The following is a 23,855-nucleotide window of genomic DNA, read 5'->3' as shown; positions in this document are numbered from 1 at the left end:
TTCGGCCGGACGGCCCCGGCCACGGGTTCCGGTCCCGACGGCCGCCGGCGCTCGCCGCCCGGCGTCGACCGTCTGCACGAGCCGCGGCCGGACAGCCGCCGCCCACCTCGAGACTAGCGCGGGAGAGGTGATGGACGTCCCACCGGCTCGGGCATCGCCGGCTCGCGCAGCTTGTCGGGATTGCGCACGAGGTAGACACCCGTGATCCTGCCCCGGCCGTCCACCGCCACGCCGACGGTCAGCTCCAGGCGGGTACCGGAACGGATGAGGATCCCCGGGCCACCGTTGAGCGGACCGATGACCACGGTCAGGTCCGGCGTCGGCGTGAGCGCGATCCTCAGCAGGAATGCCGCGATGGCCCCTGCTCCCACGATCGGCTTGCGGGCCGCGACGACCTTCCCGCCGCCGTCGGACAGCAGCACGGCGTCCGGAGCCAGGACGTCCATCAACGCCTGGAGGTCGCCCGTCGCGACGGCGTCGAGGAAGGCGGTGAGCGCCAGGGCGGTGTCCTCGGCGACGGTCGGCGTTCGGTCGCCGGCCGTGAGCCGCGTCCGGGCCCGGAGGGCGATCTGCCGGACCGCCGCCTGGGTCTTGCCGACCGCCTCGGCGATGGCAGCATAGGGCAGCCCGAAGACGTCCCGGAGCAGGAAGACCGCCCGCTGCTCCGGTGTGGCCTGCTGGAGCAGTACGGACAGCGCATAGGTCAGCTGCTCCTTCATCAGGAGTCGCTGCTCCGGACCCTCGCCGTCGGTCACCAGGGGCTCGGGCAGCCAGGGCCCGGGGTAGTCCTCCCGGCGCCGGGCCACCGTCCGCAGCGCATTGAGGGCGGTCCTCCCGGCGATCGTCGCGAGGTACGCCTTCGGTGACCGGATCCCGTCCAGGTCCACCCCCGCCCAGCGCAGGTAGGTCTCCTGGACGACGTCGTCGGCATCGGCACGCGTGCCGAGGATCTCGTAGGCGATGGCGAAGACCATCGACCGGTGCGTCGTGAACAGCTCGTCCTGCTCCGTCGAAGGGGCCACGTCCCTCAGCCTACGGGCAGGCGCGGGCCCGCCTGCCACCGGTAGGAACCCGGTGTCGAAGCCTCCCCCGCAAGCCAGGCCACGGTCATCCTGCAGATCTGCTCCTTGGTCCACCCGCCGGCCCGTCCCGCCAGCGCCCAGGGGCGGGGCGAGTCGTCAGGACGCACGAAGCGCACGTGCCCCTGCCCCGACCCGAGGTCGAGGCATTGGAGGACGTACCCCAGGTCGATCGCCGACGGTTCGCGGCCGCCGAGGCGGGCGAGCACGGTGTCCGCGGCATGGGCGCCGAGCGGGAGGGCCGTCGCGCACGAGGCCCGCAGGTGCGCAGCGGCCGGTCCTGCCACGGAGACGGCGTCACCGGCCCCCAGGATGCGCTCGTGCCCGGGCACCGTGAGGGTCCCGTCGACCAGCAGTCGTCCGTCGCCGGCCACGGGCAGCCGGCTGTCGGCGGCGAGGGACGGTACGGCGAACCCGGCCGTCCAGATCGTGGCGGGGGCCGCCGGGCGGCTTCCCTCCCCCGTGGTGATCGCTCCCGTCATCCGGTCGACCGTCCCGCTCTCGACGGCGATGCCCAGGCGCCGGAGGCGGCGACCCACGGCGGGATGTCCCGCGAGCGGATGCACCGGACCCGACGGCGACACGATGGTGATGTGCAGGTCGGGCCTCGCCAGTGCGACCGCGCAGGCCACCTCGACGCCCGTCGGACCGGCCCCGGCCACCGTGACGGCTGATCCCGGACGGAGCTCGCCGATCGCCGTGCGGGTGGCGCGTGCCGCCTCGGGATTGGTCACCGACAACAGGGACGTCGATGTCTCGCCGCTGCCCACCGCGTACACCAGCCAGTCGAAACTCAGGGGCTCCCGGCCCGCCAGCCCGATGCTGCGTCGGTCGGCGTCGATGCGGAGCGCCCGGGCCGGCAGGTGGCGTACCCGGGGGTTCAGCACGTCCGTCCAGGGCACGTCCGCCGATGCCCGCCGGCCGGCACCGAGCTGGTGCAGCCGGATCCGCTCCGTGAACCCGGGTGCGGGGTCGACCAGGGTCACCTCGAGGGGGGTGTGTGCCCGCCTGCTCCCCGCCAGCCGGTTCGCCGCCATCACCCCCGCATAGCCGCCGCCGACCACCACTGCACGTACCGTCCCGGACATGATGCCTCGCTTCCTCAGGAATTGCTGACACCGACAAGACACCGGCCACCGCTGCTTTGTGACACCCGCCCCGGGGAAGGCCCCGATCGCCGAAGCGCGGGCTCAGCCGGAGAGGTCCCGATCGCCGAAGCGCGGACTCAGCCCGGGGTGGTGCCGGAGCGCCGAAGCGCGGACTCAGCCCGGGGTGGTGCCGGAGCGCCGAAGCGCGGGCTCAACCCGGGGCGATGTCGGAGCGCCGGACGGCTCCCCCGAAGTACACCTCCACCTCGTGCACCAGGCCGTCGCGCACACGGCTCGCCTCGACGTTGCGGTAGGTGCGGCCGTCGACGTCGTACTCGTACCGGTGCAGGACGACGCCGCCGACCTCGGTGAGCTGGAGGGTCACCGCCGGCCTGTCGAAATGATCCGCCGACGGGAAGCACCGCTCCAGCCAGGCGTCCTTGTCGAGGTGGTCGTCCTGCGGGCTGGTGAAGTCGAAGCCGTCCGCCATCAGCGACTCCGCCGCGGCCCGGTCCTGCTCCTGGAATGCGCGGACGAACCGCCGCACGGTCTCCTGGGGTGTGAGGTCCATGCACCGATCCTCATCGACGCGGGCACCCCTGTCCAGAGCACGGTGGAACGTCCTGCCCGGCCGGGACCGGCGGCGCCGTCCACCGGCGCCGTCCACCGGCGCCGTCCACCGGCGCCGTCCAATGATGCCCTCCGGCCTCGGCTCAGGCACGCCCCTTCAGGATGAGCTTCCAGTAGACCTGCGGCAGCACGACCCGCTCGAGGATGTAGGTCAGCCGCCGCTCGCGGGCGAGGTTGTCCCAGCCGGGCACCGTGGGCATCGGCGAGTACTTGTCGTCGAACTCGGAGAACACCACGGTGTTGCGGCTGACCACGAAGGGGCACGCCGAGTAGTGGTTGTACTGCATGGTGGGCTTGCGGCCCCTGAGCACGGCCTTGAGGTTCTTGGCAAGGACCTTCGTCTGCATCCGCAGGGCCGCTCCGGACTTCGAGTTGAGCGTCGACGCCGCGTCCCCGAGGGACCAGATGTCGGGGAAGCGCGGATGCCGCAGGATCACCGGGTCCACCTCGACGAAGCCTCCGCGACTGCCGGGCGCCGGCAGGTCCGTGGTCTTGAGCCACTCCGGCGCGGACTGCGGCGGCACGGCATGGAGGACGTCGTAGCGGATCGTCTCGATGGGACTGCCGGTGGGAGTGCCCGTGGGCGTGCCGATGGAGCCGCCCGTGGAGCCAGGAGCGCCGGTCGAGCCGTCGGGAGAAGGCCGGAGGACCACTGTCCGGGCCTCCGGGTCCACGGACGCGAGTTCGGTGCTGTACCGGACCTCGATCCCGTACTCGTCGATCTTCCGGGTGAGTTCCTCGTCGATGATGTCCATGCCGAAGATCGTCGGCGTGGACACCACGAGGACCACCCGGATGTCCTTCAGGACGCCCGTGCGCCGCCAGTAGTCGCACGCGAGGTACATGGGCTTCTGGGCGGCACCGTCGCAGGAGGCGGGTCCCGGCGGCTGGGTGAAGACCACGGTGCCGCTCGTCAGTTCCCGGAAGAGCTTCCAGGCCTTCGGAGCGAGCTCGTACTCGTAGTTCGATCCCCCGTACGGGCCCTCCATGGCGTCCTTCAGCCCGGGGATGGCCGCCCAGTCGTTCTGGATCCCGGGGCAGACGACGAGGTGGTCGTAGGTGACGGCCGAACCGGATTCCAGCAGGACGGTCTTCGTTCCCGTGCTGACGTCGGTGGCTTTGTCCTGGATCCAGGTGACGCCCATGGGCATCACGGCGGACTGCAGCCGCACGGCGTCGAAGGCATCCGCCGTGCCGCCGGCGATGTGCGAGAAGAGCGGCTGGTAGAGGTGGCGGCTCCTCGGCTCGACCACCGCGATGTCCTTCACCCGGTAGCGGTTCAGGCGCCCGGCCAGGGACACGCCGGCGTTGCCTCCACCGATGATGAGCACCTGGTGGTGGCGTTTCTCGCCGGGAGCGGGGACGACCGGGACCGTGGATCGTGCCGGTCGGGTGCTCGTGCTGGAACCGATGGCAGCTACCTCTTCTGTTCGCCGTGCGCGGCATGTCCTCCGACAGTACTCCGCGGCACCGACGCACGACAGGGAGCACCGGTCCGGGGTCAGCCGTCCAGCTGCCAGGCGCGCACCACCGAGGTGGATGCCCTCGAGGAGTCGGGGCCGGGGGCCGCGTCCGGGCTGCCGTGGGCGAGCGCGACGAGCAGCAGGTAGAACGTGATGAGCCAGAGACCGACGCCGACGCCACGCGTCGGACCGGGGGCACCGGGGAACCGCCGGCGCGCCGGCACACTCACCGGAGGAGGAGATGCCGCCTCGCTCCGGGACCGGTTGCGGTCGAAGAGCTCGAGGTCGATCCGCGCCCGCCTCAGCTCCTGGCGCAACAGCTCGGCGGATTCCGCCGCCGGCTGCGCCCGGTCCTGCCGCGCGTCCTGCGCATCCCACGCACGACCCGCCGCCTTCATCATCGTTGATCCCCCACCCTCCGATCGTAGGTCGGCAGGGTGGGCGACGACCCTCAGTATTGGGGCAGGATCGCCGCACAGCCGGCTCGCATCGAGCTGCCCGGTCGTGGCCGGGCCGCCCCGCGGAGCCGTCCGGCATCGTGAGGCGGCGGCCGACGACGCACGGGCACTCCCCGCCGCGGTTCAGTCCCGCGCGTACCGCGTCACGAAGGCACGGAGGATGGCCTCCGGCTGGTCCACCACCGAGGCGCGCGCCCGCTCCATGTACTCGTCCGCCTGGTCCGGGGGGAAGTATCCGGCGTGGCGGTAGGTGCTGATGCGGCCCACGAGCGCCTCGACGTCCAGTTCCGGATGGAACTGGGTCGCGAAGACGTTCTCCCGCACGCGGAACATCTGCACGGGGCACGTGTCCGACGACGCCAGCAGCACCGCCGATTCCGGCAGCGTCCTGCACGCCTCCTTGTGTCCCACGTAGGCGGCGAACGACGTCGGCAGACCTGCCAGCAGGGGGTCGGCCGCGCCGTCCGCGGTCAGCGTGACCTCGATGGCACCGATCGGCTCCGCGTAGGTGGAGTCGATGACGGCTCCCTGGTGCCTGCCGAGGGTGCCGACGCCGTAGCACGCACCGAAGAAGGGGAAGTCCGCCGCGACCACGCGGTCGAGCAGCCCCCCGAGCTCGCGTTCCACCCGCAGCTGCACGGCACTCTTCGACTCCTCGGGATCCGACGAGTTGAAGGGACTGCCCCCGAGGAAGATGCCGGAGTAGTCGGCGAGGTCCAGCTCGGGCAGGGGCCCGGCTTCGAGGCGGATGCGCCTCAGGTCCTTCCCGGCGAGGCCGCCGTAGCGCAGGAAGCTCGCGTATTCGGCGTCGGCCGCGTAGTTCTCGGCACGCGTGGCCAGCAGGAGAAACGGTTTCACCCTCCGATGCTACTGGCCCCGAGCTCCACGGTTCCGCCGTCGGACCGTGCTTGTGCTCCTCCGGCCAGGCGTGCCCGGAAGGGGACACCGTCAGGGCCCGTGACGCGGTAGCCGGACGCGGAGCGGGACACACGGAACCCGCCCTCGACCCCCGCGGGCGTGACCACGCGCGCCGTGCTGCCGTCGGCGGCACCGGGGTACACGGTGACGAGCGGGTCGTCGAGGTAGTCGTAGTCGGGTCGGTGATCGGTGCTGCCGGTGACGAGGACCGCCCCCTCCCGCACCCAGAGCGGCAGGCTGTCGAATGCGTGGGTCTCACGCCGCCAGCCTCCTCCCGCGACCACCTCGCCCGTGAGCAGGTGCGTCCAGGTCCCCGCGGGGAGGTAGTACTCGACCGCGCCGTCCGCCGAGAACACGGGAGCCACGAGCAGGTCGGGGCCGAGCATGTACTGCCGGTCCAGGTGCGCGACGGCGGGGTCCTCCGGGAAGGCGAGCTGCATGGGTCGCATGAACGGCGTGCCCGTCGCATGGGCCTGGGCGCCGACGGCGTAGAGGTAGGGCATGAGGGACAGCTTCAGCCGCGCGAAGGCCCGTGTGACCTCGACGGCGCTCTGGCCCTCTGGCTCGTCGCCGGTGTCGAAGGCCCACGGGACGCGGTAGCTCGTGGAGCCGTGCAGGCGTGAATGGCTCGAGAGCAGGCCGAAGGCGACCCACCGCTTGAACACCGCGGGATCGGGTGAGCCCTCGAACCCGCCGATGTCGTGGCTCCAGTACCCGAAGCCGCTGAGCGCGAGGGAGAGCCCGCCGCGCAGCGTCTCCGCCATGGACTCGAACGACGACGAGTTGTCGCCTCCCCAGTGCACGGGCATCTGCTGCCCGCCGGCGGTGGCGGAGCGGGCGAACAGGACCGCCTCGCCCTGCCCGCGGACCTCCTCGAGAACGTCGAAGACGGCGCGGTTGTAGAGCTGGGGATAGAGGTTGTGCATGGTCTCCGCGGGGGTGCCGTCATGCCACTGCACCCCCAGCGGGATGCGCTCACCGAAGTCGGTCTTGATCGCATCGACGCCCTGGCCGAGCAGGGTGCGCACCTTGTCCTGGAACCACGCCGTCGCACCGGGATTCGTGAAGTCCACGAGGCCCATGCCCGCCTGCCACATGTCCCACTGCCACACCGTGCCGTCCTCGCGCCGCACGAGGTAGCCCTCCTGGGCCGCCTCGTCGAACAGCTTCGACCGCTGGGAGATGTACGGGTTGAGCCAGGCGCTGACCCGCAGCTCCTTGTCGTGCAGCCGCTTCAGCATGCCCACCGGGTCGGGGAAGACCCGCGGATCCCACTCGAAGTCGGTCCAGTTGAACTCCCGCATCCAGAAGCAGTCGAAGTGGAAGACGCTCAGCGGGAGGTCGCGCTCCGCCATGCCGTCGACGAAGCTCGTCACCGTCGCCTCGTCGTAGTCGGTGGTGAAGCTCGTGGACAGCCACAGGCCGTAGGACCAGGCGGGCACCAGTGCGGGGCGACCGGTCAGGCGCGTGTAGCGCTCGAGGATGTCCGCCGGCGTCGGCCCGTAGATCACGAAGTACTCGAGCACCTCCCCCGGGACCGAGAACTGCACGCGCTCGACGGACTCGGAGCCCACCTCGAAGGAGACGTGCTCGGGGTGGTTCACGAGGACGCCGTAGCCGCGGTTGGTCAGGTAGAACGGTACGTTCTTGTAGGACTGCTCGCTGGAGGTGCCGCCGTCGGCGTTCCAGATGTCCACCGTCTGCCCGTTCTTCACGAGGGGACCGAAGCGCTCCCCCAGCCCGTAGACCAGCTCGCCCACACCGAGGGAGAGCTGCGCGTGCAGGTACGACGGCGAGGGCGCGCGTCCCGTGGGCGCGACGCCCGCGACGCCCACCGGTTCGGTGGTGACGGGTGCATCGGGTGCGAGGCCCATGCGTCCCACGGACTTGTGCCCGCTCGAGGTGAGCGTCCGGCCGTCGGCCTCAAAGGACAGGTCCCACGGGGCTCCGTGGGGGATCCGTGCCGTCAGCGGACCCGCCACCAGGGTGCCGCCGCCGTCGTCCGTCGCGGCCGTGGCCGTGGTGGTCCCCCCGTGCGCACCGACGAGATCGAAGCCGCGGTGCGGGCTGTCGCCGCGGTGGTTCTCGATGCGCACGCCGATGATCCCGTCGAGCGGGCTGCTGAGCGTGACCGTCAGCAGCGCCCGGTTGAGCGTGTCGCCGCGCCGCTCGATGACCTTGGTGGGGGCCGAGACCACGAGGCGCCGGCCGTCCACCACCTCGATGTCGTAGGCCTCCTGCGCGTACTGTGCATCGACGCCGGGGCGGACATGCCAGAATCCGTCGGTGAATTTCATGGTTACTTGACTGCTCCTGCCGTGATGCCCCGGGTGAGGGTGCGCTGGAAGATGAGGAAGAAGATCAGGGTGGGAAGGAGCCCGAGGAGGGCGGAGGCGCTGGTGGTGGTGACGTCCATGAGGCGGTCGCCCTGCAGGACCGTGATCGCCACGGGGACGGTCTGGTTGTCGTTGCCCACGAGGAACGTCAGCGGGATCAGGAACTCGTTCCAGGTCCAGATGAAGAAGAAGATCAGCAGCACGCTCAGGGTCGGCCGCGAGATCGGGAAGATCACACGCCACAGGATCTGCCAGCGGCTCGCGCCGTCGAGTGACGCCGCCTCCAGCAGCTCCTTCGGGAAGGTGCCGTACACCGAGGCCAGGAGATAGGTGCCGAACGCGCTCTGGATGACGGTGAAGATGATGATCACGGCCCACTGGCTGTCGTAGAGGCCCACCTGCCGGAACAGAAAGTACAGCGGGTACAGCAGCACCTCCTGCGGCAGCATGTTGGCGAGCAGGATCAGCAGCACCAGCCAGGTCCGGCCCCGCACGCGTCCGATGCCCAGGGCGAAGGCGTTGAACATGGAGATCCCGACGGCGAGCACCGCCACCACGGAACTGATGAAGAAGCTGTTCCAGAGCTTGCGCGGGAAGTCGACGCGCTCCCAGAACGCGGTGATGCCGTCGAAGTAGAGCGACGACGGGAGCGAGAGCGGCCCGCCGGAGGCGTAGTCCGTGGGTGACTTGAACGAATTGGCGAGGATGAGCAGGAACGGGACGGCGATGAGCAGCCCGATCAGCACGGCCACCGCGAGGATCACCCAGTCGCCGGCGGTCTTGCGTGCCCGCCCGCTGCGTCGTCGCTGCCGCGGCGGTTCCTGGACCGCTTCACGTGCGGTCTTCTCTGCTGTGGTCTCGGTGATGGCCATCAGCGTGCCTCCTCGCTGCGTTCGAGCCTCGTCTGCACGAGGACGAAGAGAATGCTGACGACGGCGATGACGACCGTCAGCGCGGTGGCGATCGTGGCGCCGTAGCCCACCTGCTGGGACTGGAAGAACTCGCTGTAGGCGTAGTAGGCGGGGACGATCGTCGAGCTGCCGGGTCCTCCGCCGGTCAGCGCGTAGATGGGACCGAACACTTTCAGTGCGGCGATGGCGCACGTGAGGGTGACCACGAAGATCTCGGGCCGGATGATGCTGACGGTGATGGCCCGGAAGCGCTGGAACCAGTTCGCGCCGTCGAGCTCCGCGGCCTCGTACAGTTCCGGGTCCACGCGCTGCAGCGCCGCCATGAAGATCACCACCGGGTAGCCCAGCTGCACCCAGACCATGATCACCATGATGCTGGGGAGTGCCGTCTCGGGGCTGCCCAGCCAGTTGCTCTGCAGGCCGCCCAGCCCGACGGCGGCGAGCACCTGGTTGAGGGCGCCGTTCTCGGGCCGGAGGATCCAGCCGATCACGATGGCCGCGATGACACCGGGCAGGATCTGCGGCAGGTAGTAGGTGGCGCGGAGGAAACTCGCCACGCGGCCGCCGAACTTCCGGCCGATCAGGTCGAACAGCATCGCGGCGAGGACGAGGCCCAGCAGCGTGGGCACCACCACCATCGCGACGATCATGGCGACGGAGTTGCGGAACGAGGTCCAGAACGTGGTGTCGCCGAAGAGCTCCACCCAGTTCTCGAGGCCGATGAACTCCGGCGGGCGGATACCGCGGTACGAGGTGAAGGTCAGGTAGACGTTCCACAGCAGCGGGACCACGATGATGAGCGTGAGCAGGGCGAGGCCGGGCAGCAGGTAGAACCAGAAGGAACTGCTACGGGAGCCGGGGATGAGGCTGGGGGTGGCGGTGGAGCGCTGGGCGCGCTCCTTCGACCGGGTTGCGATCGCCATGGGGTTGCACCTTCCGAGGGCGGGGACAGGCGGGGTGCCGTCCGCGCCGCCGGTCCGGGAACGGGGACCGGCGGCACGGACGGATGCGGGGAACTAGCCGACGATGTCGTCGACGCCGCTCTGGTACTGCCCGCCGACCTGCTCCTGGAACTCCTCCGGCGAGATCGTGCCGTTCAGGAGCTCCTGGAGGCCTGCGTTCAGCTCGTCGTAGAAGGTGGGCGTGGGCCAGTCGGGATAGAAGGCGATGCCGTCCTTCTCGGTGAGCTGGTTGAAGTTCGCGATGAGTTCCGAGCTCTTCTCGTCCGTGATGTCGGCCGGGTCGGCGGCGACGGGGACGCCGCCGTTGTTGCCGATGAGGTTCTGGATCTCGGGTCGCATGGTGATGTCGATGAACTCGTAGGCGAGCTCCTTGTTCGCGGCGTTCTCCGGCACGGCCCACATGTTGCCCGCGGATCCCGGCGCGAGCTCCGCCTCGGGGAAGAGGAACGTGCCCCACTCGAAGCCCGTGGCCTCGGTGGTGAACCGGTTGTGCCACCAGCTGCCCGAGAAGAAGATCGGGTTCGTGCCGTTGATGAACGCCGTTCCGGCGTCCTCCGCCGTCGAGCCCGTGGCGTTGGTGGAGATGTAGCCCTTGTCCGTCCAGTCCTTGACCGTCTCCGTGGCGAAGGACACCTCCTCGCCCTGCCAGTCCACCGGGTTCGTGTAGAGCTGGTAGTCCTCGACCCAGCCGCGGTCGGCCTGCGTGAGGGCGAGCTGGTACCAGAGCTGGCCGAGCGGGTACTCGGCCGCCGACTCCGCCATGGGCGTGACGCCCTGGTCGGTGAACGCCTGCATCACGTCCTCGAACTCGTCGAGCGTGGTGGGGACCTCCAGACCGGCCTCGGCGAACATGTCCTTGTTGTAGTAGACCTCGACGAACTCGCCGTAGTTCGGGACGCCGAACCAGCTGCCCGAACCCATGATGCCCTGCTCGTCGTACTTCGCCGTGGTCTGCAGGGACGGGGCGAGCTTGTCGTCCCAGCCGTACTCCTCCACGGCGTCGTCGAGGTTGCTCAGCAGGCCCTGGCTGGACAGCAGGCCTGCTGTGGCGTTGCCCTTGTTGTACTCGAGGAGGTCCGGGGCCTCGTCCGAGTTGAGCACCTGGCTCGCCGTCGAACGGATCTGCTCGAAGCTGCGCTCCTCGAACTCGACCGTCGCGCCGGTCTCCTCCTCGAAGATCTTGATGGCCTCGGTCCAGGCGATTCCCATGGCGCTGGTCTCGCTCTCGAAATGCCACAGCTTGAGGGTGTCGCCCTCCCCGCCGGATCCGGTGTCCGAGCCGGAGCCGGAGCATCCCGACAGGGTGAGTGCGGCGGCCGTGAAGGCGGCCCCCAGGATCAATCTGCTCTTGTTCATGCCTACTCCCTTGTAGTGGTCGTCCGTCACGGGGACGGGCGGATCTTGTCGAAACGTTTCGACGAACGGCCATGGAGTGCCGCGTCGGGTGGAACCGATAGGTGGATGGCGCCGGCGCTAGCTGCCCGGGCGGGGTGCCGCGACCGAACCGTGGTCGCGGTATTTCGGCGCGACGAGTTCGACGCGCGGTTCGACGGTGCCGTCGAGCTGCTGGACCGCCAGCTCGACCGCACGGGTACAGGAATCCGCCGGGATCAGCGGGATGGCGTCCAGCGGTGGCGTGAAGCCGGACGTATCGAAGGTGGGCACCCCCGCTATGACCGAGAGATCGTCCGGGACGGACAGCCCGCGCGCCGCGATGGCCTCGAGGACCGCCTTGTGGACGCCCTCGTCGGCGTGCACGACGACACCGGTGGGTGCCGGATCAGCGTCCAGGACGCCGGTCAGCGCGGTCCGGACGTGGGGCGCATCCTTCTCCACCATCGAGAAGGATGCACGGACGCCCCGTTCCGCCGCCCTGCGCAGGAAGCCGTCGCGGAACCGCATCGGGAAGTTGGACCCACGTTCGTAGACCATCGGGGGATGGCCGAGCAGGGCCAGCGACCTGTGCCCGGCGTCGACCAGCCGGTCCACCGCCAGTGCTGCGGCGGCCTCGAAGTCGAGGTCCACGCAGACGAGCCCCTGCGTGTCCGCCGGCACGCCGATGAGGGCTGCCGGGACACCGAGTGAACGCACGAGGTCCGCACGCTCGTCATGGAGGGAGACGTCCAGGACGATGATCCCGTCCACGAGCCTGCTCGAGGAGACCCGGTGGAGGCCGTCGGTCGCTTCGTCCTCGGTCAGGAGGAGGACGTCGTAGTCGTACTTCCTCGCCGCCGTCGCCACTGCCAGCACGAATGCCATGTGCGCCGGCGCGTAGGTGTCGCTCCTCAGGGGTGCCGTGAGGGCGAAGATGCGCGTCCTCGTCCCGGCCAGCATCCGACCGGCGGCATTGGGCATGTAGTCGAGTTCCCGCACCGCCTCGTCGATGCGCCGGCGGGTCTTCTCGCCGATGGGCCGCTTGCCGCTCAGCGCGTAGGAGACGGTACTGATGGACACACCGGCGACGCGGGCGACGTCGTGGATATTGGCCATGCCGACTCCGATGTCTGCTGGTGCGCGGGCCGGAGCAGATCCTCCGGCTGCCGGTCGTCTAAACGTTTCGACGACCGGTTGCCAGTACGCTACGTCACATTCCTGCTCCCGACAAGGGGTTTGTCGAAGAAGGGAACAAAGGTGTCCGGCGCGAAACGGGAACAGGCCACCGGGGAATCCCGATGGCCTGTTCCGTCGATGCTGTCGGGTGTGTGCCGGATCAGCGGCGCGCTCCGGCGGCGTCCGGCAGTTCGATGTCCAGTTCGGACAGCTCCCGGGCCACGCGGTCGAGGTCGACCTTGAGGATCTCGACCGGCCCGGCACTGTGCCGCCCGTGGGACGGCTGCACCGCGACGACCTCGGACTCCCCCGCCGCGCCCTGCCGTACGGGATCCCCGCCCCGACGGGAAGCGACCCCGGAGCCGGCTCCGGCCTGCGCTCCAGCCGCGTCTCCTTCTGCCGGCGCACCGGCGACGGCCGGCGTGGTGCCTGTTGCCGCAGGTGACATCGACGCGGCAGGACCGGCGGGAGCGGCCTGGGCGAAGTCGACCGTGCGGCGCAGCGGCGTCTCCCTGATGAAGAGTACGCAGACGAGCCCGAGGACCGCGATGACCGCCGTGATCAGGAAGATCATGGCCGTGCTGTCCCCGTAGGCGGCCCGCACGATGTCGGCGATAGGGGCAGGGAGGTCGACGAGGTCGAGTGATCCGCCTGCGGCTCCGCCGGTGACGGGGATGCCGGCCGCGGCGAGGCCCTCGGTGGTCTTGTCCTCCACCTGGGTGCCGAGGATCGCGCCCAGTACCGCGACGCCCGCCGCTCCGCCCATCGAGCGGAAGAAGGCCACGGAGGCGCTCGCGGAGCCGATGTCCTTGACCGCCACGGTGTTCTGGACCGCGAGGACGAGGTTCTGCAGCATGAGCCCCAGGCCGAGGCCGAACACGAAGGTGTAGATGCCGACGAGCCACAGTTCCGTCAGGTGGTCGATGGTGCCGGCGAGGCCCAGGCCCGCGATGAGGAACAGGGCGCCCGCGATGAGGTACCTCTTCCACTTGCCGTACTTGGTGACGAGCTGTCCCGCACCGATGGAACCGATCAGGTTTCCGGCGATCATCGGGAGCGTGAGCAGGCCGGCCTCGGTGGGCGTGGCGCCGCGGGCCACCTGGTAGTACTGGCCCAGGTAGCTCGAGCTGGCGAACAGGGCGATGCCGACCGCGATCGAGGCGATGATCGCCAGGGCCGTGGTGCGCTCAGAGATGATCGTGAGCGGGATGATGGGCTCGGCCACCTTCGCCTCGACGACGAGCAGGAGGGCCAGCAGGATCACGCTGCCACCCACCATCAGGGCGCTCTCGCGGGAGAACCACTCGTAGTAGCCCTCCTTGCCGGCGAAGGAGACCCAGATGAGGAGCAGGCTCACACCGGCGGTCAGCAGGATGGAACCGAGCCAGTCGATCCGTGCCTTGCGGCGCGTGTCGGGGAGCTTCAGGGTGACCTGCAGCAGCACCAGGGCGATGATCGCGAGCGGGACGCAGACGAAGAACGTCCAGCGCCAGCCGAGCGGCGAGTCCACGATGAAGCCGCCGAGCAGCGGTCCGCCGGCGGTCGCGACGGCCATGACGCCACCCATGTAGCCGGAGTACCGGCCGCGCTCACGCGGCGCGATGATGGTGCCGATGATGGCCTGCGCGAGGGCGGTGAGGCCACCCATGGCGATGCCCTGGATGACGCGGGCGGTGAGGAGCAGCGGGATGGTGTGGGCGAATCCCGCGAGCACCGAGCCTGCGACGAAGATGACGATGCTGACCTGCACCAGGACCTTCTTGTCGAACAGGTCCGAGAACTTGCCCCAGATCGGGGTGGTCGCTGCGTTGGCGAGCAGCGCGGCGGTGATGACCCAGGCGAAGTCCGTCTGGGAGCCGTTGAGGTCGCTCATGATCGTGGGCAGCGCGTTCGCGACGATGGTGCTGCTCAGGATCGCCGTGAACAGGCCGGCGAGCAGGCCCGTGAGGGCCTGCAGGATCTGCTTGTGGCTCATGGGCTCGCTGCTGCGGTGGTGGGCGGCGTCGGCCGGCTGCCGTGCAGCGGCTTCGGCGACCTTCGCCTCGGTGGGATGGGTGGCCATCAGAGTTCTTCCTTCGGAGTCTCGGACGAGGGGTCCAGGTGGTGACGGCCGTCGTTGCCCGTGCGGTGTGCGGTGGTGCGGAGTGGATCCTGAGGGACGGGGTGTGCCGGCCCGCCAGGGTGCGAGGCTGCGGAGCGGAGGGCGGCCGTGAGGTGCCGCACGGACGACGACGCCGCCTCGGCTTCACTCTCGGTCCAGTCGGAGAGGATCTCCCGCAGTGCCTCGGCCCTGTGCTCGTAGGTCTCGGCGAGGTACGTCCGGCCCTCGCCCGACAGCGAGAGCAGGCAGGCCCGCCCGTCCAGCGGGTCCGGGGTCCGGATCACGAAGCCGAACTGCTCGAGGTCCGCGAGCTGCCTGCTCAGCGCGGATGGCCCGATACCGAGCCTGCCCGCGAGCGCCGAGGCGCGCATCGGGCCACCCTCCCCGATGAAGAACAGGACGCCGGTGTGGGCCGGCCCCAGCTCGGAGTACTTCATGGCGGCAGCCGTCACTCCCCGCAGCGCGCGCTGCAGGTCGAAGATGTTGTGCACCAGCTCTGCGGCCGTGTGCTGCGCTACCGACATGTGGAACTCCTGGCCTCATATACTTCGTTGCTCTAAGTAACTGTACGCCTGCCGTTTCGTTAGGTCAACTAAATAAACACCTCCCGGTCCGTCGCCTTCAACCTCCTTTCCGTCCCTGGAACCGGTGGACCGCGCGTCCACCGTCGTCGCATACTGTGCAGCGGTGGGTCTGCCCGTCCCGCAGCCGGCCGGATCTGCGGACGACGCCGCGTCAAGGAGGCCGGCCGAATGCGCCGGATACTTGCGGTCCCGGCTCACGCCCTGTTAGGCCTGATACACAAGGGCAGGCCGGACCACCTGTCGAGGAGTGCCCGCCCCCGGGCCACGGAAGAGGACGTTCGCCATGACGCGCAAGGAACCCCGTGTAGAAGAAGTCGACGAGAGCGAGCTGCGGGTCGAGAAGCGGCCGAAGGAGTGGGCGGCCGGTATTCCCGGCGTCTACCACTCCATGAAGCCCGCTCTGGAGCACATGGGCGTGGAGCGCACCCTGAAGACCGTCCTCAAAATGAACCACAAGGACGGGTTCGACTGCCCGAGCTGCGCCTGGCCGGATCCGCACAAGCGCAAGACCTTCGAATTCTGCGAGAACGGCGCCAAGGCCGTCACCTGGGAAGCGACGCCCGTCGTCATCTCCTCCGACTTCTGGTCCGAGCACTCCCTCAGCGACCTGCGTTCGCATTCCGACTACTGGCTGGGCATGCAGGGACGCCTCGTCGAGCCCGTCTACAAGCCTGCCGGCGAGGACCGCTACCGCCCGGTCAGCTGGGACGAGGCCTTCGAGATCGTCGGGAACAAGCTGAAGAGCCTCGACTCCCCCGACGAGGCGGCCTTCTACACCAGTGGCCGCACCTCGAACGAGGCGGCGTTCCTGTACCAGCTGTTCGCCCGCGCCTACGGCACCAACAACCTCCCCGACTGCTCCAACATGTGCCACGAGTCCTCCGGCTGGGCCATGGGCCAGACCATCGGCATCGGCAAGGCGACCGTCACGTTCGACGACTACGCGGACGCGGACCTCATCATCGTCATGGGGCAGAACCCGGGCACCAACCACCCGCGCATGCTGACCGAACTGGAGGCCTGCAAGCGCAGCGGCGGGCAGATCGTCGCCGTCAACCCCCTTCCCGAGGCATCGCTCAAGCGCTACAAGAACCCGCAGCTGGTCCGGGGCGTCATCGGCAAGGGCACCGAGATCGCGGACCAGTTCCTCCAGATCCGCCTCGGCGGCGACATGGCACTCCTGCAGGCCGTGTCCAAGCGCGTCTTCGAGGCCGAGGCGAAGAACCCCGGCTCGGTCCTGGACCACGCCTTCCTCGAGGAGCACTGCGAGGGCCTGGACGAGCTGCGCGAGTACCTGCTGACCCTCGACGAGGCCACCGTCCTCGAAGCCACGGGCCTGCGCACGGAGGAGATCGACGAGCTCGCCGCCCGGTACATCGCCGCCGACAAGGTCATCATCACCTGGGCCATGGGCATCACCCAGCAGAAGAAGGGCGTCGCCACCATCAAGGAGATGATCAACCTCCTGCTGCTGCGCGGCAACATGGGCAAGCCGGGTGCGGGCGCCTCCCCCATCCGCGGCCACAGCAACGTGCAGGGCGACCGCACCATGGGCATCTGGGAGCAGATGCCGCCGGTGTTCATGGACGCGCTCGGCAAGGAGTTCGGCTTCGAGCCGCCCCGGGAACACGGCGCCGACGCCGTGGAGTCGATCCGGCGCATGCGCGACGGCAAGGTCAAGGTGCTCGTGGCGCTCGGCGGGAACCTCGTCGCGGCCATCTCGGACACGCAGGTGGCCGAGAAGGCGTTCGAGAACACCGACATGACCGTGCAGATCTCGATCAAACTCAACCGCTCGCACCTCGTCACGGGCAAGGAGGCGCTGATCCTGCCGTGCAGGGGCCGCACCGAGATCGACCGCCAGGCCACGGGCGTCCAGTTCGTCTCGGTCGAGGACACCGTGTGCGCGGTGCACCCCTCCTGGGGCAGCGTGGAGCCCGTCTCGGAGAACCTGCTCTCCGAGCCCGCCATCATCAGCCGTCTCGCCCGCGCGACGATCGACGGGAAGATCGACGCCGACTGGGAGGGCTTCGAGAAGGACTACGACCTCATCCGCGAGCACATCGCGCACGTGGTCGAGGGCTGCGAGGACTACAACCGGAAGATCCGGCAGGACGGCGGCTTCATCCTGGCGAACGGTCCGCGCGACTCGCGCACGTTCAACACCCCCACGGGCAAGGCCGTCCTCACCGTCAACGACCTCGAGTATCTCGAGCGACCCGAGGGGACGCTGATCCTGCAGTCCCTGCGCGCACACGACCAGTGGAACACCACCATCTACGGCAACAACGACCGCTACCGCGGCGTCAAGAAGGGCCGGCACGTGGTGTTCATCAATCCCGAGGACATCGCCGAACTCGGCCTCAAGGACGGCCAGAACGTGGACATCCACGGCGTGTACGACGACGGCGTGCAGCGCGTGCTCCGCGCCTACCGCGTCGTCTCGTACCCGACCGCCCGCGGTTGCGCGGCGTCGTACTATCCCGAGGCGAACGTGCTGGTGCCCCTCGAGGAGGTGGCACAGGGCAGCAACACCCCCACGTCGAAGCAGATCATCGTCCGGTTCGAGCCGAGCACGCACACGGCGCCGTCGAAACACGACGCCGAGGCGACGGCCCAGGTGCCCGACGCCGAATCGGACGGCTTCCCGGTCGCCGGAACGGGAGTGCCCGTGAAGGAGGCGGAGGCCGCGAACGCCTAGAGCCCGACGGGACGGCTCCCCGCCAGTAGACTGCTCCGGTCAGCGACCAGGAGGGACGGGCCGGATGGATCAGGAACGGGAGCAGCAGCACGACGAGCAGCGTCGCGTCATCCGCGTCCTCGTCGTCGCGCAGGTCCTGGGCGGCGTGGGCGCCGGGGCGACGCTGTCCCTCGGTGCGCTGCTCGCCGCGGAGACCTCGGGGTCCAGCGCCTGGTCCGGGATGGCGTCCACCATGGCAACGCTCGGTGCGGCGGCCGCAGCCGTGCCCCTCGCATCCCTCGCCCAGCGCAGGGGGCGCCGTGTGTCCCTCTCGACGGGCGCCGTCGTCGCCGGTGCCGGTGCGCTGCTCGCCATCACGGCGGCGTCGCTCTCCCTGTTCCCGCTGCTGCTCGTGGCACTCGTGCTCCTCGGTTCCGGGTCGGCCACGGGACTGCAGGCCCGCTTCGCCGCCACCGACCTCGCGACCGACGCGACGCGCGGCCGCAGCCTCGCCGTCGTGGTGTGGTCCACGACCATCGGAGCCGTCCTCGGGCCGAACCTCTTCGAACCCGGGGAGGCCGTGGCGGGCGTCCTGGGCATACCCCCGCTCAGTGGGGGCTTCGTCTTCTCCGCCGCGGCGCAGGGCGCCGCAGCCGCCGTCTACTCGCTGGGGCTGCGTCCGGATCCACTCCTGACCGCGCTGCGCCGCCAGGCCGCCGACCGCCCGGCGGGGAGCGCACCCCCGGGGCGACGGCGGGGGCTCGGCGTCCTCGCCCGGAATCCCTCCGCGCGGTATGCGGTGGTCAGCATCGCCGTGAGCCACGCTGCCATGGTCTCCCTCATGTCCATGACGCCGGTGCACCTGCACGACCACGGTGCCGGGCTGACGGTCGTGGGACTGACCATCAGCCTCCACGTGGCCGGGATGTACGCCCTCTCGCCGGTCTTCGGCTGGATCGCCGACCGGGCCGGGCACACCCGCGGCATCCTCTGCGGCCAGGTCCTGCTGCTCGCAGCGCTGCTGACCGCGTGGCAGGGCTCCGGTTCCGAGGCGTGGGTGACCGCGAGCCTGGTGCTGCTCGGCCTCGGCTGGTCCGCCTGTGTCGTCTCTGCGTCGGCGCTCCTCGCAGGTGCCGTCGACATCACGGAGCGCGCGCCGGTGCAGGGCTCGTCGGATCTCGTCATGAACCTCGCAGGCGCCCTGGGCGGCGCCCTCGCCGGGCCGGCGCTCGTCCTGCTGGGCTACGCGGGCCTCGGCCTGGCAGCGGCCGTCCCGGTCGTCGTCGTGCTGGGGTGGACCCTCACGCGCGCGGCAGGCCGGGACCGGACCACGGTCCCGGCCTGATCGCTCGAGGCTACTGGGCGCTGCCCGTCCAGCCCTGCTCCTCGCGGGTCTCCTCGTCCTTCCGGAGAACGGTCGTCACGGTGTTCGCCGCCTTCTCCACCGCGGCGCTCGCCTCGTCCCGGTTGCGCGTGGTCACGGTGCCGGCGGCATAGCCCACGAGGAAGGCGCTGATGGCCCCGGCGGAGGGCGACACGTGCTGTGACGACCGCTCGGCCAGCTCGACGATCCGCGGATGGTCCACCTCGAGATCAAGGATCTGCAGGGCCTGGGTCAGGGTCCGGCTCCACTCGCTGAGGGTGCGCTCTTCGTCGTCGGGCGTTGTCATGGTGTCTCCTCGCGTCGGGGGCGGTGCCTGGCTGCCGGCCTCCGCCGACAGTGCTCCTCAAGCTTTAGCACCGGCACGGCAGTCCATCAAGGCACGGCTCGTTGCAGTGTGCCTTGACTTCGTCTGCCTCCGGGGATGTAATTCCCTCATCGTTCGGTGACACGATTCACCAAGCGCATCGCCGATTCCCGGCAGGACCACCTCGACGGAGAGGAACCGTTCAGCATGACACCCCCCACAGCCAGGACCGGGCGAACCCGCCTGGCAGCAGTGCTCGGAGCCACGATGCTCCTGGCCACCGGCGCAGGAGCAACGGCCATCGCAGCTCCCCCGCTCGATCCCGCGGGAACGACGCCGGTCGCCACGAAGAAAGCCCCTCCGACCTCCACGCCGGACCTCGGGCCCAATGTGACGATCTTCGATCCGAGCATGCCGGTCAGCGAGATCCAGGCGGCGGTCGACGCCGTCAACGCCCGGCAGATCGACAACGAGATGGGCACCGAACGCGAGGCGCTCCTGTTCCTGCCCGGCACGTACGGCACCGACGCCGAACCGCTGCAGTTCAAGGTCGGCTACTACACCGAGGTGGCCGGCCTCGGGGCATCGCCCTCCGATGTGACCATCAACGGCAAGATCGAGGTCTACAACCGCTGCCTCGAGGACAACGGCACCACCAACTGCATAGCGCTCAACAACTTCTGGCGGACGCTCTCCAACCTGACCCTCGAGGTCAACGGCGCCGGCCAGGACGGCTGCCGGGCCACGGCCAACTTCTGGGCCGTCTCCCAGGCGGTCTCCCTCCGCCGGGTGGACGTCACCGGCGGGACCCTCTCGCTGATGGACTACTGCACCGCCGGTCCCCAGTTCGCGAGCGGCGGCTACCTCGCGGACTCGAAGGCCGGCGACATCGTCAACGGCTCCCAGCAGCAGTGGTTGACGCGCAACAGCGAGATCGGCAGCTGGTCCAACGGCGTCTGGAACCAGGTCTTCGCCGGCACCGAGGGCGCCCCCTCCGACGAGGGCTTCCCCACTCCCCCGTACACCACCGTCGACCGGACGCCGGTCAGCCGCGAGAAGCCGTACCTGTTCGCGGACAGCTCCGGCTCGTACAGCGTCCGCGTACCCGCCGCGCAGCTGGACTCCCGCGGCATCTCGTGGAAGGACGGCCTGACGCCGGGACGCACCATCGCGTTGTCCGACTTCTTCGTCGCCCGTCCGGGCGACTCCGTGCAGGCGATCAACAACGCCCTGGCCCGCGGCAGGCATCTCCTCCTCACTCCCGGCGTCTACGACATCGCGCAGACCATCGCGGTGAAGCGGGCGGACACCGTGGTCCTCGGGCTCGGCCACGCCACCCTGACCGCCGTGGACGGCGCGACGCCTCTCCGGGTCGCGGACGTGCCCGGCGTCGTCATCGCCGGTGTCACGATCGACGGCGGCACCGTCAACTCCCCCGTCCTGCTGCAGGTCGGGACGAAGAACGGCAACAACGGCGCGAAGCACAGCGACCCCGCCAACCCGACGACGCTGAGCGATGTGTACTTCCGCATCGGCGGCCCGCACGTCGGCAAGGCGGATGTGAGCCTCGAGATCAACAGCGACGACGTGCTGATCGACCACACCTGGGTGTGGCGCGCCGACCACGGCAACGAGGGGTCCTTCGGCTGGGACGTCAGCACGGGACGCAACGGCGTGATCGTGAACGGCGACGACGTCACGGCCACGGGCCTGTTCGTGGAGCACTACCAGGAGTACAACGTCATCTGGAACGGCGAGAACGGCCGCACGGTCTTCTTCCAGAACGAACTCCCCTACGATCCGCCCACCCAGGCCGCATGGCAGCACGACGGCGTCCTCGGCTGGGCCGGCTACAAGGTGGCCGACGACGTGAAGCACCACTCCCTGGCGGGCGGCGGTTCGTACATCTTCACCAACGTGGATCCGACCATCCATGCGACGCGCGGCTTCGAGGTGCCGGACACCCCCGGGGTGGTGCTGGACCACGTCCTGACCGTCAACCTCGGTGCAGGGACGATCGACCACGTGGTGAACGACACCGGCGCACCGGTGAGCAACGCCAACACGGGGACGCCGAGCTACGTGGAGCGCTACCCGTAGGGAGGCATTCCTGCGGGCGCATGATTCCATGCAGCAGGGAGGGCCGGAGCATTGCTCCGGCCCTTCCTGCGTGCTGTGTCCGTACGCCTGTGCCTGGGCTCGGGACCGCGCTGCCGTCGCGGTGCACCCGGGCGGGCTTGCCGACCTGCGTGGCACCGGTGCCTCCGACGGCAGTGTCAGGCGGACTCCCGCTCCACGAGGTGCAGTCCGTGACCGGGATGCCCGGGCTTCTCCTCCGAGCCGTCGAGATCGGCCAGCACGAGGGCCGCCAGATATCGTGCCTGGACCTCGATGGACTGCGAGACCGTCGTGAGCGGAGGCGCCGCGAGGCGTGCAGCCGGGACGTCGTCGACACCCACCACCGCACAGTCGCCGGGACAGTCCAGTCCCTCCGCCCGCAGACCCGCGAGGACCGCGAGCGCGACGTCGTCGTTGTAGGCCGCGACCGCCGTGACGCCCTGCTCCCGCCAGGCCCGGACGGCGGTGACGGCAGCGGGCACGTCGAGGGCGACCGGCAGCACGTGCGGGTCCGGGAGTCCCAGTTCCGAGCAGGCGCGCTGCACACCGATGAGGCGGTCGCGGGCGAAGACCTCGAGCCGGGGATCCGGAGGCCAGGCGTAGCCGATCCGCGCGCCCTGTCGTTCCGCGAGCCGCCGGACCTGCAGCGCGCCGATCTCCAGCTGGCTCCGGGACGGCAGGTCCGGTTGGGGCTGGTGCTCCTCGCCGAGGGTCCCGAGCACCTGGATGCCGGCCTGGCGCATGGCGAGGAGGTCGTCCCCGGCGAACGGTGCGAAGCCGATCACCGCACGCGGCGTCACCGCCCGCCAGAGATCGGTGAGGGGGCGGGATCCCCGGCCGTGGTGCACGAGGACCGACAGCCCGCGGCCCGCGAGTCCGTCGGCGAGTTCGTCGAGCAGGGTCTCGATCACCGGACCGACGGGCCAGTCCGGCAGGAGGCACAGCACCAGGTCGCTGCGACCGGTGCGCAACGCCCGGGCTGCCGCCGACGGGGCGTACCCGAGGCGGATCGCGGTCTCCCGTACGCGGCGGCGGGTCTCGGCCGAGATGTTGACGCCGTCCCGCCCGGTCAGGACGTAGCTGACGGTGGTGCGCGACACCCCGCTCTCGCGGGCGACGTCAGCGCTCGTGATCCCTGCCACCGCTCCCCCTCATCACCTGCGTGTCCTGTCTGTCAGTGTAGGTGCGGGCGGTCGGGACCCGTGGGGGGACGGGCCCGACGCCGGCTGCCCCACCGGAGCGCACCGCGCTCGGCGTTTTGCCGTACCACCGGCGGACACACCGTGTGAGGGCCGACTGCTCGGACAGCCCGACCAGCCCGGCGACCTGCTGCAGCGGCAGGTCCGTGCGCGTCAGGAGGCGGAGTGCGGAGTCCCGCCGGACGTCGTCGAGCAGCGCCCCGAACGAGGTGCCTTCGGCGGCCAGCCTGCGCTGGAGTGTCCGTGCATGCATCCCCAGGAGCCTGGCCGCGGAATCGATCCCGGCCGGCGAGGTGCCCAGCATGCGGTCGATGGCGTTGCGGACCTGCGGTGCCACGACGCGCCCTGGCTCGGGGAAGTGGGCGCGGAGGTAGTCCAGGGCGATCTCGCGGAGTGTCCCGTCGACGCCTGCGAGCGGCCGGTCGAGCAGGTTCCGCGGGACACGCAACAGCGACGCGGGCTGCCCGAATCGCACCTCGGCGCCGAAGAACTCGGCATAGCGCGCCGCGGACGCCCTCGGCAGGTGCGAGAGGTGCACGGAGTGGAGCCCGTACGGGCCGTTCAGCAGGAAGCGGATCATGCGGTGGGCGAAGGCGAGGATGGCGTCGGTGGCCTGCCGGGGCAGCGTCCCTTCCGAGGACCCGTAGCAGAGGCCCACATCACCGGGGCGCCCCTCCGGGTCGGGCACGATCGTGAAGCGCAGCACGGGACTGTGCAGGAAGAGGAACTGGGATGCGCACTCCAGCGCAGCCCCGACGGTCGGGGAATTCTGGACGGCGACGGCGAGCGGTCCGAGGATGCCGATGTCCTGGTACTCGGAGATGCGCAGCCCGAGGTCCGGGCAGGGCAGCTCACGCGCCGCACCCTCGAGGAGCTTCGCCATCGCGACGTCGGGCACGAGGACGTCGTCGCTGTCGAGCGCCGCGAGCGGCACGCGGTACCTGCCCGCGAGCGCCTCGGCGTCACCCCCGGACTGCTCCACGACCGCGCGGAAGCCGCGCATGCCGGCGGATCGGATGACGGAGCCCATGTCGTCCAAGGGTAAAGAGGTGTCGTGTGAAGTCAAGCGCTCGAGTGTCGGCCGCGGAAA

19 protein-coding genes are annotated in these 23,855 nt (G+C 70.0%); 3 read left to right on the top strand and 16 right to left on the bottom strand.

What is annotated here, in order from left to right; all coding sequences use genetic code 11:
* Positions 1–113: 113 nt before the first annotated feature.
* The 13 genes from sigJ to ACX80U_RS03385 form a co-directional block, all read right to left on the bottom strand.
* Entirely contained in the window at positions 114–1,022 is a 909-nt protein-coding gene (gene sigJ, locus ACX80U_RS03445; RefSeq protein WP_244185985.1) for an RNA polymerase sigma factor SigJ, read from the bottom strand.
* Positions 1,023–1,027: 5 nt separating this feature from the next.
* Positions 1,028–2,167 (bottom strand): NAD(P)/FAD-dependent oxidoreductase, encoded by a 1,140-nt coding sequence (locus tag ACX80U_RS03440; RefSeq protein ID WP_459267419.1) that lies wholly within the window; start codon positions 2,165–2,167, stop codon positions 1,028–1,030.
* A 211-nt stretch (positions 2,168–2,378) separates the two neighbouring features.
* Positions 2,379–2,738 carry a nuclear transport factor 2 family protein gene (locus ACX80U_RS03435; RefSeq protein WP_459267418.1) on the bottom strand — a complete coding sequence of 120 codons (360 nt, stop codon included), beginning with the start codon at positions 2,736–2,738 and terminating at the stop codon, positions 2,379–2,381.
* A 142-nt stretch (positions 2,739–2,880) separates the two neighbouring features.
* Entirely contained in the window at positions 2,881–4,128 is a 1,248-nt protein-coding gene (locus ACX80U_RS03430) for an NAD(P)/FAD-dependent oxidoreductase (protein ID WP_459267417.1), read from the bottom strand.
* A gap of 170 nt (positions 4,129–4,298) precedes the next feature.
* A complete protein-coding gene (locus ACX80U_RS03425; RefSeq protein WP_459267416.1) occupies positions 4,299–4,661 on the bottom strand; it encodes a hypothetical protein in 363 nt (120 codons plus the stop codon).
* Positions 4,662–4,841: 180 nt separating this feature from the next.
* Complete coding sequence (locus ACX80U_RS03420) at positions 4,842–5,576, bottom strand: glutamine amidotransferase (protein WP_133082856.1); 735 nt, start codon at positions 5,574–5,576, stop codon at positions 4,842–4,844.
* Positions 5,573–7,933: an alpha-xylosidase gene (gene yicI / locus ACX80U_RS03415; protein WP_459267415.1), complete on the bottom strand. Its 2,361-nt coding sequence runs from the start codon at positions 7,931–7,933 to the stop codon at positions 5,573–5,575. The genes ACX80U_RS03420 and yicI overlap by 4 nt, the downstream gene beginning before the upstream one ends.
* 2 nt (positions 7,934–7,935) lie before the next feature.
* Positions 7,936–8,844: a carbohydrate ABC transporter permease gene (locus ACX80U_RS03410; RefSeq protein ID WP_459267414.1), complete on the bottom strand. Its 909-nt coding sequence runs from the start codon at positions 8,842–8,844 to the stop codon at positions 7,936–7,938.
* The gene (locus ACX80U_RS03405) at positions 8,844–9,806 is read right to left on the bottom strand and encodes an ABC transporter permease subunit (RefSeq protein ID WP_133082862.1); all 963 of its coding nucleotides are present in this window, start codon (positions 9,804–9,806) and stop codon (positions 8,844–8,846) included. The genes ACX80U_RS03410 and ACX80U_RS03405 overlap by 1 nt, the downstream gene beginning before the upstream one ends.
* Positions 9,807–9,899: 93 nt before the next feature.
* Positions 9,900–11,201 (bottom strand): extracellular solute-binding protein, encoded by a 1,302-nt coding sequence (locus ACX80U_RS03400; protein WP_133082863.1) that lies wholly within the window; start codon positions 11,199–11,201, stop codon positions 9,900–9,902.
* Positions 11,202–11,318: 117 nt separating this feature from the next.
* Complete coding sequence (locus ACX80U_RS03395) at positions 11,319–12,335, bottom strand: LacI family DNA-binding transcriptional regulator (protein WP_459267413.1); 1,017 nt, start codon at positions 12,333–12,335, stop codon at positions 11,319–11,321.
* Positions 12,336–12,555: 220 nt separating this feature from the next.
* Positions 12,556–14,370 carry an MFS transporter gene (locus ACX80U_RS03390; RefSeq protein WP_459267628.1) on the bottom strand — a complete coding sequence of 605 codons (1,815 nt, stop codon included), beginning with the start codon at positions 14,368–14,370 and terminating at the stop codon, positions 12,556–12,558.
* Positions 14,371–14,456: 86 nt separating this feature from the next.
* Positions 14,457–15,020, bottom strand: coding sequence for a MarR family winged helix-turn-helix transcriptional regulator (locus ACX80U_RS03385; RefSeq protein WP_459267412.1), 564 nt, complete (start codon positions 15,018–15,020; stop codon positions 14,457–14,459).
* A gap of 343 nt (positions 15,021–15,363) precedes the next feature.
* Between ACX80U_RS03385 and ACX80U_RS03380 the strand changes: the two genes are divergently transcribed.
* Both ACX80U_RS03380 and ACX80U_RS03375 read left to right on the top strand, forming a co-directional pair.
* The gene (locus tag ACX80U_RS03380; RefSeq protein WP_459267411.1) at positions 15,364–17,781 is read left to right on the top strand and encodes an FdhF/YdeP family oxidoreductase; all 2,418 of its coding nucleotides are present in this window, start codon (positions 15,364–15,366) and stop codon (positions 17,779–17,781) included.
* A gap of 64 nt (positions 17,782–17,845) precedes the next feature.
* The gene (locus ACX80U_RS03375) at positions 17,846–19,105 is read left to right on the top strand and encodes an MFS transporter (protein WP_459267410.1); all 1,260 of its coding nucleotides are present in this window, start codon (positions 17,846–17,848) and stop codon (positions 19,103–19,105) included.
* 10 nt (positions 19,106–19,115) lie between these two features.
* Here the strand turns inward: ACX80U_RS03375 and ACX80U_RS03370 are convergent, their stop codons facing one another.
* Entirely contained in the window at positions 19,116–19,430 is a 315-nt protein-coding gene (locus ACX80U_RS03370; protein WP_133082869.1) for a DUF6457 domain-containing protein, read from the bottom strand.
* Positions 19,431–19,655: 225 nt separating this feature from the next.
* On the opposite strand from ACX80U_RS03370, the gene ACX80U_RS03365 reads away from it, so the two are divergent.
* Positions 19,656–21,548, top strand: coding sequence for an adenylyl cyclase (locus ACX80U_RS03365; protein ID WP_459267409.1), 1,893 nt, complete (start codon positions 19,656–19,658; stop codon positions 21,546–21,548).
* Between the two features lie 176 nt (positions 21,549–21,724).
* On the opposite strand, the gene ACX80U_RS03360 is transcribed toward ACX80U_RS03365, so the two are convergent.
* Entirely contained in the window at positions 21,725–22,708 is a 984-nt protein-coding gene (locus tag ACX80U_RS03360; protein WP_459267408.1) for a LacI family DNA-binding transcriptional regulator, read from the bottom strand.
* Complete coding sequence (locus tag ACX80U_RS03355) at positions 22,686–23,795, bottom strand: AraC family transcriptional regulator (protein ID WP_459267407.1); 1,110 nt, start codon at positions 23,793–23,795, stop codon at positions 22,686–22,688. The genes ACX80U_RS03360 and ACX80U_RS03355 overlap by 23 nt, the downstream gene beginning before the upstream one ends.
* Positions 23,796–23,855: the final 60 nt, after the last annotated feature.

This window comes from Arthrobacter sp. TmT3-37 (assembly GCF_054510835.1).
This window is presented reverse-complemented; position numbering and strand designations above follow the sequence as displayed.